The sequence below is a fragment of the Actinomycetota bacterium genome (genome assembly GCA_005888325.1).
Lineage (GTDB): Bacteria > Actinomycetota > Acidimicrobiia > Acidimicrobiales > AC-14 > AC-14.
In genome coordinates, this window is record VAWU01000004.1 from 1 (window position 1) to 10,860 (window position 10,860).

At 67.3% G+C, this 10,860-nt stretch carries 12 protein-coding genes and 1 pseudogene; 7 read left to right on the forward strand and 6 right to left on the reverse strand.

The window, feature by feature from the left end; translation table 11 throughout:
* Window positions 1-440: 440 nt before the first annotated feature.
* On the reverse strand, window positions 441-1,814 hold the full coding sequence (locus tag E6G06_00625) for an FAD-binding oxidoreductase (GenBank protein TML93820.1): 1,374 nt from the start codon (window positions 1,812-1,814) through the stop codon (window positions 441-443).
* 440 nt (window positions 1,815-2,254) lie between these two features.
* On the opposite strand from E6G06_00625, the gene E6G06_00630 reads away from it, so the two are divergent.
* The 3 genes from E6G06_00630 (at window position 2,255) to E6G06_00640 (ending at window position 3,987) form a co-directional block, all read left to right on the forward strand.
* Entirely contained in the window at window positions 2,255-2,566 is a 312-nt protein-coding gene (locus E6G06_00630; GenBank protein ID TML93821.1) for a hypothetical protein, read from the forward strand.
* 570 nt (window positions 2,567-3,136) lie between these two features.
* Complete coding sequence (locus tag E6G06_00635) at window positions 3,137-3,484, forward strand: metalloregulator ArsR/SmtB family transcription factor (protein ID TML93831.1); 348 nt, start codon at window positions 3,137-3,139, stop codon at window positions 3,482-3,484.
* Window positions 3,481-3,987 (forward strand): SRPBCC domain-containing protein, encoded by a 507-nt coding sequence (locus E6G06_00640; GenBank protein ID TML93822.1) that lies wholly within the window; start codon window positions 3,481-3,483, stop codon window positions 3,985-3,987. Before E6G06_00635 ends, E6G06_00640 begins: the two co-directional genes overlap by 4 nt.
* 27 nt (window positions 3,988-4,014) lie before the next feature.
* Here the strand turns inward: E6G06_00640 and E6G06_00645 are convergent.
* Window positions 4,015-4,393: pseudogene (locus E6G06_00645) on the reverse strand (MmcQ/YjbR family DNA-binding protein).
* An 81-nt stretch (window positions 4,394-4,474) separates the two neighbouring features.
* Between E6G06_00645 and E6G06_00650 the strand changes: the two are divergent.
* The 4 genes from E6G06_00650 to E6G06_00665 all read left to right on the forward strand — a co-directional run bounded on the left by E6G06_00650 (window position 4,475) and on the right by E6G06_00665 (window position 9,006).
* Window positions 4,475-5,458, forward strand: a complete 984-nt coding sequence (locus E6G06_00650) for an alpha/beta hydrolase (GenBank protein TML93823.1) — start codon at window positions 4,475-4,477, stop codon at window positions 5,456-5,458.
* 22 nt (window positions 5,459-5,480) lie between these two features.
* Window positions 5,481-6,134: an adenylate/guanylate cyclase domain-containing protein gene (locus E6G06_00655; protein ID TML93824.1), complete on the forward strand. Its 654-nt coding sequence runs from the start codon at window positions 5,481-5,483 to the stop codon at window positions 6,132-6,134.
* Window positions 6,135-6,352: 218 nt separating this feature from the next.
* Entirely contained in the window at window positions 6,353-6,841 is a 489-nt protein-coding gene (locus E6G06_00660) for a cupin domain-containing protein (GenBank protein TML93825.1), read from the forward strand.
* A gap of 1,229 nt (window positions 6,842-8,070) precedes the next feature.
* The gene (locus E6G06_00665; protein ID TML93826.1) at window positions 8,071-9,006 is read left to right on the forward strand and encodes an alpha/beta hydrolase; all 936 of its coding nucleotides are present in this window, start codon (window positions 8,071-8,073) and stop codon (window positions 9,004-9,006) included.
* Window positions 9,007-9,025: 19 nt separating this feature from the next.
* Here E6G06_00665 and E6G06_00670 read toward each other — a convergent pair whose 3' ends face one another.
* The 4 genes from E6G06_00670 to E6G06_00685 form a co-directional block, all read right to left on the reverse strand.
* Window positions 9,026-9,361, reverse strand: a complete 336-nt coding sequence (locus tag E6G06_00670; GenBank protein TML93827.1) for a hypothetical protein — start codon at window positions 9,359-9,361, stop codon at window positions 9,026-9,028.
* Entirely contained in the window at window positions 9,358-9,546 is a 189-nt protein-coding gene (locus E6G06_00675) for a hypothetical protein (protein TML93828.1), read from the reverse strand. Before E6G06_00675 ends, E6G06_00670 begins: the two co-directional genes overlap by 4 nt.
* Before the next feature lie 292 nt (window positions 9,547-9,838).
* Window positions 9,839-10,330, reverse strand: coding sequence for a universal stress protein (locus E6G06_00680; protein ID TML93829.1), 492 nt, complete (start codon window positions 10,328-10,330; stop codon window positions 9,839-9,841).
* Window positions 10,317-10,860: IS110 family transposase (locus E6G06_00685; GenBank protein ID TML93830.1), on the reverse strand; the 544-nt coding region annotated here is incomplete at its 5' end. The genes E6G06_00685 and E6G06_00680, both read right to left, overlap by 14 nt.

The following is a 10,860-nucleotide window of genomic DNA, read 5'->3' on the forward strand; positions in this document are numbered from 1 at the left end:
CTCCCGGCGGCCGCTCGAGGCAAGACAGGCGTCTGGGACCCCATAGGTGCGACTCCTCTCGCCCGCTACCCCGGCGTGAAGGTCGAGGCAGACGCTGGTGAGATGCGCGTCCTCGACCGCCGACGAGCGTCCTACAGGCACACCCCGGTCAGGGCTCATCCCAGCTTGTCGCCGCCTCCTCGCCGACCTCGCTCGCTTCGCGCCGCTTCGTAGCGCGGTCGAGAAAGGCGCCGGTAAAGAGCGACACCGCGCCGGCGGCCGCCATCGTGTCGATGTTCTCGCCGCTGAATGCCAGGCCGCGGACCGAGGGTGGCGTGTAAGGCCGGGGAACGGGTCGAACCGTCGCGCGGAAACCGTGGGCTCGACCACATTTGGCGCGACGACGGCCGGTGCCGCCCCGGTTGTCTGCGTCGGCATCGGACGTGCTGCAGACGAGACTCCTACGCGCCGGCGCGGGGGTCGATGTTCTGGTTGAGGTGGAAGACGTTGTCGGGGTCGTAGCGGCGCTTCAGCTGCGCCAGGCGCTCCCAGCACGGGCCGTAGGCGGCGCGCACTCGGTCGGCGTCGTCGTCGCCGAGGTAGTTCACGTAGACGGAGTCGGCCATGTATGGCGCGAGCTCCTGGAATGTGTTGCGCACCCAGGCGATGTTGGCGCCGTCGCCGCCGGGCTCGGGCCAGACGCCGGCCATCACGAGGTTGTAGCCCGGCTCGCGATGAGGAAAGGCGGTCGCGGTGGCCGGCACACGGCTGACCGCGCCGTGGAAGTGCTCGATGACCATGCCGGTCATGATCGACGGTGTCTTCTCGAACGCCTCAGCCATCAAGGCGATGGTTTCGGAGGAGATGTCCTTGAAGAATGCAGACTTCCAGTAGTTGCGGGCGCCCTTCGGGAAGCCGTCGTCGAGCAGTGTGTTCTGCACGGGATACGGGAGCGGCCCGAGCATGTCCATCAACGGTGTGGCCGCAGACCGGATCGCGTTCGCCGCCTTCTCGCCCTCCTTGAGATCGCCGCAATGGCACATGCCCATGGCCGCGATTTTGTGACCGGACCCGTCGGGGGCGTGGACGATCGCCATCATCATGACCAGCTCGTCGGGGTTCGCGGCCGAGAACTCTCCGAAGAAGTCCCACACCTTGGGTGCGTCGGCGAGCGCGAACGCGATAAGGCCGCCGTAGACCATCGAAACCGGATGTGCGTCGTATTCGAACGAAGACGCCACACCGAAGTTGCCTCCGCCTCCGCGGACCGCCCAGTAGAGGTCGGCGTCATCGTCGGCGCTCGCGGTGCGAATCTCTCCGTCGGCGGTGATGAGCTCGACCGATCGCACGTTGTCGACGGCCATGCCGTACTTGCTCATCAGCCACCCGAGGCCGCCGCCCAGCGTGAGGCCGGCGATGCCGGTCGTCGAGATCACGCCTCCGGTCGTGGCCAGCCCGTACGCGTGGGTGGCCCGGTTGTACTCGTTCCACGTGAGTCCGGCCTGGGCGCGAACCGTGCGGCTCTTTGCGTCTACGTGGATGCCCTTCATCGGTTGAAGGTCGATCATCAGTCCGCCTTCGGTGACGGCTCGGCCCGCGACGTTGTGGCCGCCTCCCCGGCTCGAGATCTCGAGGTCATGGTCGCGGGCGAACTTCACCGCATCGGCGACGTCGGCAGTGTTCTGGCAGCGCACGATCAGCGAGGGCCGCTTGTCGATCATCCCGTTGTGGACTTGCCGGATGTCGTCATACGCCGCGTCGGAGGCGGTCAGCACATCACCGGAAAGCCCCGCACGGAGCTGGTCGAGTGACTCCTGAGGGATCGATCGACTCATGACGTGTTACTCCCTCATCGGTTGGGCGGGGCGTCATGCGTGGTGCCTGCCGTCTCGGCGGGAGGACCGCGCGTTACCCCCGGACCCTAACGCACCGTTCCGCGTGACGCGGCCCGCGTGCTTCAGTCGTCGTACACGAGCCAAGCCGACAATCGCGATCAGGTTGCCGGGAGTCTGCTGTCGAGGAACGGGTTCGGCACCTGGTGAAGCTATGCCGGCCGAACGCGCAGATGGGCCCAAGCAACGCGAACCGTAGGCTGGCGCCGTGTCCGAGAAGGACTCACAGCGGACGATCGACGTCTCGCTGGCCACCGCGAGTCCGCTGGCTCGTCGGATCTACGCGAACGAACGGTGGTCGGCCGCCAGAGTCCAGCGATTTGTGAACAGGGTGATGGGGGCAACCGTCGCCACTTCGGGCTGACGGCAGGCCGCACGCCGCGGTGGTGCGTGCAGCATGTCGGGAAGGAACGGTGTACTTCGCGGCCTCCCGAGGCTCGCTGCTGCTCGGCAACCTGGAGCGGCATGCGGCCATCGCGATGACCGTTGCCGATCGCGATCACGACCTCACCATCCAAGGCGACGCTGAACGCGTAGGAATTGCGAGCGCGGTCCCAAACACTAGGGGACCTACGGGGGCTCTCTCGACGCGGCCAATCCACGCCGGAGAGCTGGGATGGCTACCTCTACTCGGTGCGTATCGAGCGCCTCTTCGTCAGCCGATGACCTCTCCCGTCATCGGCGAAGGAAAATGAGGAATCCAGAACCCAGCCGTGGCGACGCCGTCACGATATTCGTGCGCGGCTGAGACCGAGTTGCCCGGCCTCTCCAACTGACGCAGATGTAGAGAACCAACCCTCCAGGCATAGCGTCGCTCGCGACACCGGCCCCGCTGCGGGGGGACATCACAACACGACAGAGGGGGACCTCCATGCGCAACCAAGCCGTGAGGACCATCTGTGCGATCGCACCTGATTTGCGAGACGGTGAGTGTGGGCGGGGCATCCGCTTGGGCTGAGGACGACGACGACCACGACCAGGAGCACACAACAACAAGAGGAGATCAGGTTCGATCTCGCCCCCTCTACCCGGCCATTGCAGCTGCGTGGCGAAGCTCGAGGCGCGGGTCGATGTCGCCTACCTGAAGCCGGACGCTACGGACGAGCCCATCGAGGAAGCGCTCGAGATTCTGTTTCACGCCCGGTGCTTCCCTCCGACCCGACAGCCCCGTGTGGGGCCGCCAGTAGACGGCCGTGGACAAGCGGTATACTTTCCATGTCAGCTAATTAGCTCATTAGGAAAGAGCCCGGAGGCGAACCATGGCGATCGACGAGGACCGGCTGAGCCAGACGTTCGCCGCACTGGCCAACTCGACGCGACGGGCGATCCTTGCCCGTCTGGCCGACGGGCCGGCGACCGTGAACGAGCTCGCCGAGCCGTTCGAGCTCACGCTGCCTGCCATCTCCAAGCACATCAAGGTGCTGGAGCAGGCGGGGCTGGTTCGACGGGGGCAACTAGCCCAGTACCGACCGTGCGCCCTCGAGCCCGAGCGACTCGAGGAGGTGGCGAGCTGGGCCGAGCAGTACCGGCCCGTCTGGGAGGCCCGTTTCGACCGGATGGACAACTACCTCAGACAACTCCAACCAGCAACGAGAGGCAGGAGCAGCCGATGAAGGATGGCAACGTTTCGCAGGACGCGGTGACGATCGAACGCATCTTCGATGCTCCGATCGATCTCATCTGGCAGATGTGGACCGATCCCCAGCACTTCGCCGCCTGGTACGGCCCCGACGGCGCCAGCATTCCCGTCGCCAAGATGGACGTGCGCGTGGGCGGCACCCGTCTGGTGTGCATGGAGGTTCAGACCCCGGGCGGCCCAACGCAGATGTGGTTCACCGGCGAGTACCGCGAGGTCGTCGAGAACGAGCGACTCGTCTACACCGAGTCCATGTCCGACGAGAACGGCAACGTGTTGTCGCCCTCGGACATGGGCATGCCCGCGGGGCATCCCACGACGACCGAGGTCCGAGTCGAACTCGAGGACGTCGGTGGCCGCACGAAGATGGTGATGACCCATGCCGGCATTCCCAGCGAGTCCCCGGGTGCCGCCGGATGGACGATGGCGCTCGACAAGCTCGCCGCCCACGTCCGTCAGATGATCGCCGACCAGAACTGACCTCGCTGCTCGTCGGTGAGGCGCCGTCTATCTGCGGTCGAGCTCAGCTACGGCTGTCGCGGGTGCCACCAGGCGGAAGGCGTCTTCGAGGGTCTCGGCGACCTCCCAATCAACCGCGGCATCATCTGACGGGTCGAGGAAACCCCGAGCCAATCGGAGAATGTCCCGCTCGCAGACGTCGGCGGCTTGAAGAACGGTGCGGGTTCACTGGCGACGAGCACTGCTTGAATTCCGGGCGGGGCAGGGCACCACAGGACACTCGGTCGTCGTTGTGGTGGTCGTGGAAGTAGCAGAGCGGCCGCTTGTCTCGAACGAAGAAGCACGTCGCGCCGTGGCTCAGTCGTTCAGTTACCTCAGGCAGCGCAAGCGCGATGGCGCGCACCCGATCGAGCTCGAGAGTCGCCACGGTGACCAGCCTCGCGCACCCATCGAACGTGACCGGCTTGCGACCGTTCGATCGGGAGCCAACCAGCGGATAGCCTCCCCGATGACTGTCCGTCGCCTTCGGCTAGACGTGTCTCCGAACGCCGGGTTAGCGCGCGCTATCGATGGCCCGACGACGACTCGGCTTCCTTCCGCTTGCACGCGAGAGTGCTTCGTTCGTTCGAGGCGCCTTCGGCGTTCCCTTCGTACGCACACGACTCGCCGATCGGCCGTTTTGGGAGGCCCTAACTCGAGGGGCCGAGTACGGCATCGGAACCAGAACGACGGTCCTCCTGGTTGCCGCCCGATTGCGACTGTTGCCCGATCGCGGGGCGCTCGCCCCCCGCTGTGCAAACCGTACGTCGCTAGCCTTGCGGCTGGTGACCGCACCGGCCGAATCCGTTACGCCCGCGCCTCGGGCGATGTCGACATCGCCTACACGGTCTTCGGAGAGGGACAGTTCGACCTCGTGGTGGTGATGGGCTTCGTGACCCATCTGGATCTCGAATGGCAGTTCCCATGGTTCCAGGACATTCGAGCACTCGGCCAGGCGTGTCGGGTGCTCGTCTTCGACAAGCGGGGGACGGGGTTGTCCGACCGGTCGCTCGGCTACGGGAGCCTCGAGGAGCGAACCGACGACATTCGCGCCGTGATGGACGCCGCAGGTTCACGGCGGGCCGTCGTCTACGGCATCTCCGAAGCTGGGTCGATGGCATTGCTGTTCGCCGCCACCTACCCCGACCGGGCCCAGGCCCTCGTGCTCTACGGCACGTTCGCGAGGTGCTCCCAAGCACCCGGGTATCCGATCGGCGTATCGCCCGAGGAGGCAGACGCGTTCATCGACTTGGTGGCCAGAGAGTGGACACTGGCCGTGCCTATGGGGGGGTCCACATCCAGCACGTCCCCGACTCCGCGGAGGCCGCCCGGTTCCTCGCCCAGTTCGAGCGCAACGCCTGCACCCCGCAGGTGGTGGCTGAGATCGAGCGGCGCAACTTCGAGATCGACGTGCGGCCCATCCTGCCCACGATCTCGGTTCCCACCCTGGTGATGCATTGCGCAAGGATCCACTCGTGCCCGTCGAGCTCGGCCGCTTTCTCGGCGAGCACATCCCCGGTGCTCGCTACGTGGAGATCGACGGGGACTTCCACGGGAGTTGGCGCACAGAGGACATGGCCAAGTTGGGACCGCGGTCTCTCGAGTTCCTCGGCTCGCTCGGGTTTGAGCAACCCCCGCCACCGGCCACTCGCGTTCTGGCCACCGTCCTCTTCACCGACATGGTGGGATCGACCGAACGGGCCGCGGCGATGGGTGACCGGGGCTGGCGGGCGATGCTCGACAAGCACGATGCCATGGTCGCCGAGCGGGTAGCTGAGGCCGGCGGCCGGCTCATCAAGACGACCGGCGACGGTGTGCTCGCCACCTTCGTGGGTCCGTCGACCGGCATCGACGCCGCACGAGCCATCCGCGACCGGGTGCGGGTATTCGATGTCGAGGTCCGCGCCGGCGTGGACACCGGGGAGGTGGAGCTGCGAAATGGCGATGTTGGCGGCATCGGCGTGCACATCGCGGACCGCATCGCGACGCTCGCGGGAGCGGGTGAGATCTTCGTCTCGAGGACGGTGAAGGATCTCGTCACGGGTTCGGGGATCGCGCTCCACGACCGTGGAACGCATTCGTTGAAGGGCGTCCCGGATGCGTGGCAGGTCTACGCGGTCGATGACTGATAACACGGCGCGTGCTTGCTGACGGGAGCCCACTCCGAGTGCCCGTCACGCGCTCGGGCGTGCGCGACGCCGTACCCGGTGACCAGTCTGGCAATCCAAACCCAGCCCCTGGAGGCTGCGCGCTACGCGCGCTCGGTCTCGTCGATGAGATGACGCAGAGCGACGGGGGCCCTCTAGAGTCTGAGCGCAGGGCAAGGACTGACGGGAGGGGATGACTGATGACGCTTCCGGAAACCAGCGGCGGTTACGTACTGCAACCGGGTGCGGGGGAGGCACGCGCTTTTCTTGGCGGTCGTCTCTCGATTAAGGCAACCGCGCAGCAGACCGAGGGGCGCTTCGCAGCTGTCGAATTCTGGGGCCCGAAGGCCTTCGGGTCGCCAGTCCACGTTCACAGCAACGACGACGAGTTCTTCATCGTCCTCGACGGAGACGTCCGGTTTCGGCTCGGGGATGACGTGACCGACGCCGGTCCCGGGTCCGTCATCTACGGGCCGCGTCAGATTCCCCACGCTTTCACCGTGAACTCCGAAGAAGCCCGCGTGCTGTTGTTCTTCGGACCGGCGGGTGTCGAAGGTTTCTTCCGCGAAGCATCCGCATACGCAGCGACGGTGCCCGCTGGCGAGCGGCCCGACCCGGCAATCCTCGGTGAGATCGCTGCGCGTTACGGCCAGCAGAACATCGGGCCGCCGATACCGCCGCGATCCTGAATCAGCGCGGGGCAAGGGCCTCGCTGAGTATGACGATGGCACGACGACGGAGGTAGCCCTGGTGACGCCCCAGTTTGCCTTGCAGGCTGTACGCGATGCCCGTGGGTCGGGAGCCAGTTGGCGGGTCAGTGAATCGACAAGCCGCCGTCTCCTCCTAACCCCCTTGATCGCCCACGGCTCATACGTTGCCTATGTGGAGCAAGCTCGTAGGAGCAGCCGAAATCGTCGAGCGGCCGGGCATGAGGCATCAACCGGCCATCCACACCTGGCGCCGCCGCTACACCGATGTCCCTGGACCCGTCGCTCACCTGCGGCCAGGCGGGAATTGTCCAGACGTCGAGCGCTGGGCACGCAAGACGGGGCAGCTGAAGTGACGCCGGTTCCACCCCGGCAACCCCGCGGACGGCACCATGGGGAGAGTGCCAAGCACACTCGGCCGCCGGGGTGGAAGCCCCGAAGCCCCAGACCAGCCTCGGCCAAGGCGACACGTGCGCTCGCCATGCCGCGCGCATCAGCGAGACTTAGAGGGGCTCGCTGGTGCGCGGACCCTCACTTCGAGATTGCTGGCTGTCGCTACCGCCGAGCCCCTCGGTCACCGGGGTGGGGTCTGCACCGTAGACCTGGCTCGGTTCCGCGTGCGCTTGGACTACGGCGCTCACCGCTGGTCATCGCAGTGATGGCGCTGCACAATCGACTCGTCGAGGGTCCGCCTCTCTCGACATCACGGCGACCGTTCGTCTAGACGCCACCCGGTCGCCGCACCGGCGAGGGTCCCCATACCGTCGCCGGTGCGCGTTGTGGCAAGCTGGGGGGCTCGCCACACGCATCAGCGAGATTCGTTGCGGGGCTTCTCGCTGGTGCGCGCCTCAGACCTGCGACTCTTCGACCAGCTGGCGCAGCTCGACGCGGAGACGTTCGAGGCGGGCCTGGAGCTCCATTTCGGTGATGAGCCGCATGGCCTCCTCGCGCGACAGCGACGCGGTGGCCCCGGCGGGGTGAGCATGGCCAGGCTGCGCCGCAGGTTCTCGAGCTCGAGGCTACGGTCCACGCCCCCCACCGACGATGAGAAGCGCTTCGTCGACAGAGGCGACGACCAGACAATCGCACCCCGCTAACACTCGTTCTGCGGAGCGAGCCGACGTCTGTTGTGGCGCAACGCGTGGCGATCTTGCCTCCCTCGGGGTCGGGCTGCCCCTCCCATTTCCGGTCGCACCGATAGCGTTGGTCCGGTGATTCACCGCCTCCTGGGCCTGCTGCTCGCGGTGCTCATCGTCGGTTCCGCGTGCGGCGACAAGAAAGACGCGTCGCAGCAGACGACAGGTCCCTACGCGGTCGGCGTGCGCACGGTCACGTTCGTCGACGACAGCCGGGCGTTGGACGCTAGGAACACGCAGCCCGGCGCGCCCCGGCGCCGGCTCGTCACAAACCTCTGGTATCCGGCCGAGGGCGTGGCGTCGGACACCGAGGTGGCCGATGCCAAGCCCGCCAAGGGGCCATTCCCGCTCATCGTCTTCAGCCACGGGCGCAGCGGTGAACCCCAGCAGTACGCGGCCTCCTTTCGGATCTGGGCCCGTGCCGGATACGTGGTGGCGGGAGTCCGGCATCCCCTGACGGTCCGGGGCCTGCCCTTCGGGGCCGTCACCGAGGACATCGTGAACGAGCCTGCCGACCAGACGTTCGTGATCACGAAGCTCGGCGCGGAGGACTCCAGCCTCGTCGACGTCGACCACGTGGCAGTCGCCGGTCACTCCTCGGGCGCGATCGACGCGTTGGCCAGCGGGTTCAACACCTGCTGCCACGACAAGCGCGTCGACGCCGTCGTCCTCGAGTCAGCCATCGGCCCGCCCTTCAAGGGCGGCACCTACTTCAAGGGCGTGCCCGCGACGCCGGTGCTGTTCTTCCACGGCGATGCGGACCCCGAATTTCCCCACGCCGCCGGCCATGACCTCTTCGAGCAGGCCAAGCCCCCGAAGTTCTTCGTGACGATCAAGGGTGGCGGGCACACGTCGCCCTACCGGGACGGGCCGCCCGACTTCCACCTGGTCGCGCAAGCGAGCCTCGACTTCTTCGACCGCTACCTCAAGGACCGCAAGGATGCCCTCGACCGGCTCCGTCGCGACGTCGCCGGCTTCCCGTTCGCCACGCTCGAGGCCGTGCCTCGGTAGTGCTCAGGCGCCCCCGCGGCTACCTCGAGCGCTTCGGTGCGGGTGATCCACGGCTGTCCCGCGGCCGCGACCCCGGCTCACTGCAAGGCAACGGAAGGAAACACCTCGCCTCTTTGGCGACCGTGGTGAGCCGGTCGGCGATGGCGGCCAGGTCGTCGTCGCTGCCATTGCCGGAGCAAAGATCAGCGAACATCTCGGCGAGACCGAGGGCGACGTTGTCGGTCCAGTCAGTGGCCGCCAGTTCCCGCATGGCTGACTCGAGGCGAGCCCGCTCCCCGGCGAAGGCGGCCTTGACAGCGATGAGGACTCGATCGGCCCCGACGGCGGGCGCAGCGATGCGCCCGCCCTCGATCACGGCGTAGGGCTGCGGCGCATGAGTGTTCGGTCCTTGAAGGTTCCCGGCTCGCCCTCGGCGCCATTGACCACGACGGTGGCCGGCACCGTCGCCGAGGCGAAGTCAGCCACCGTCTGCCACTTCACGCCCGTCGAGAACCCGGCGCCGCCTCGCCCCCCGAACCCAGAGGTCGTGACCTCGTCGATGACGGCTACAGGCCCGAGCTTGCGAGCGGTGCCGAGGCCTCAACCGCCACCCCTGGCAAGGTAGTCGGTCAGGGAACACAGCGGCTCCGTGGGGAGCATTTGGGTGAGGATGCCCATAGAGGGCGAGGGTTGGTACGCGAAAGCGGACGGGTCCTCCCCGTTCTGACGCGTGTGCACACCCAGCGACGCGCTTCGGGCGATCGGCCCAACTGGCACGAGAACGATGCGGCTCGCGACCGGCACCGCCCCGCTGGAGGGGACGCATATGAACGACGACGGCGTGGCGTGAGGCTCAGTCGTCGGCGACGGCGACCGGGCGCATCAGCAGCACCGGGCATGGCGCATGGTGCGCCACCGTGTCGCTCACCGACCCGAACATGAGCCGACGCATGAGACCGGTCCCGTGCGACCCCACGACGATGAGGTCTGCGTTCGTCTCGAGCGCCACTCGGCAGATCGTCGCGGCGGCCTCGCCGACCTCGACCCGTGCCATAGCATCGACACCGAGCAAGCGGACGTGCCGATCAAGATCGGCGGCTGCATCCGCCTCGGCCGTCTCCGCGGCTTCCTTGTCCACGATGACCGGCGCGGCTTCGGCGCCGGTCAGCCCAGCGCCAGGGAGGGTGGCGACCGGCACCTCGACGACTCGCAACACGATGAACCCGTGGTCGCGCCCCAACAGGCCGACTGTCCTAGCCAGAAGGTCGGCGTCCGCCTCGCTGCCGTCCGTGCTCGCCAACACCCGTGCCATTGACCTAGAGATACCCAGGTCACCTGTTCTCATGCCGGTGCGGCATCTGACGAGCCTGATTCGCCGGGGTGAACTCGACGCGCGCGCGAAGCAAGGCTGGGAGATCACGCAAACCACGATCGGGGGCGGCGGCCTGCGTGATCAGCTCAGCCCGGCTGAGCCGGGCGAGCCGTTCCCGCAGCTCATCGGGGGCGGCGACGCACAGGTGGCGGAGCTGGTTGCGGGTCATGATCCGGCTCGAGCGGGCGGAGCGCTTCGCCACGAGCAGTGCCCGGATCGCCTCCACGTTGCCGACCTTGGTTTTGGCTCGGCCGCGCGCGCCACCCGACAACGCCGCCCGAGCCGCCTCGACCGCGTCGAGGGTGTCGGACTTGCCCGCCCGTCGTCGCTCCTGGCGGTTGGGGCGATCGACCTCGATCACCTCGACCCCGACAGCCCACAGGTGTCGAGCCAACCCCGCGCCATAGGCGCCCGTTCCCTCGACTCCGACGCGAGCGAGCTCACCGAAGCTCTCGAACCACCTGTGCAGCGCCGCGTAGCCGGAGCGCTCAGCCGGGAACGAC

Excerpts from the sequence above, each read along its gene's own strand:
- E6G06_00625 (TML93820.1), bottom strand. The coding sequence starts at position 1,814 with ATGAGTCGATCGATCCCTCAGGAGTCACTCGACCAGCTCCGTGCGGGG.
- E6G06_00640 (TML93822.1), top strand. The coding sequence starts at position 3,481 with ATGAAGGATGGCAACGTTTCGCAGGACGCGGTGACGATCGAACGCATC.
- E6G06_00650 (TML93823.1), top strand. The coding sequence starts at position 4,475 with ATGACTGTCCGTCGCCTTCGGCTAGACGTGTCTCCGAACGCCGGGTTA.
- E6G06_00660 (TML93825.1), top strand. The coding sequence starts at position 6,353 with ATGACGCTTCCGGAAACCAGCGGCGGTTACGTACTGCAACCGGGTGCG.
- E6G06_00680 (TML93829.1), bottom strand. The coding sequence starts at position 10,330 with ATGAGAACAGGTGACCTGGGTATCTCTAGGTCAATGGCACGGGTGTTG.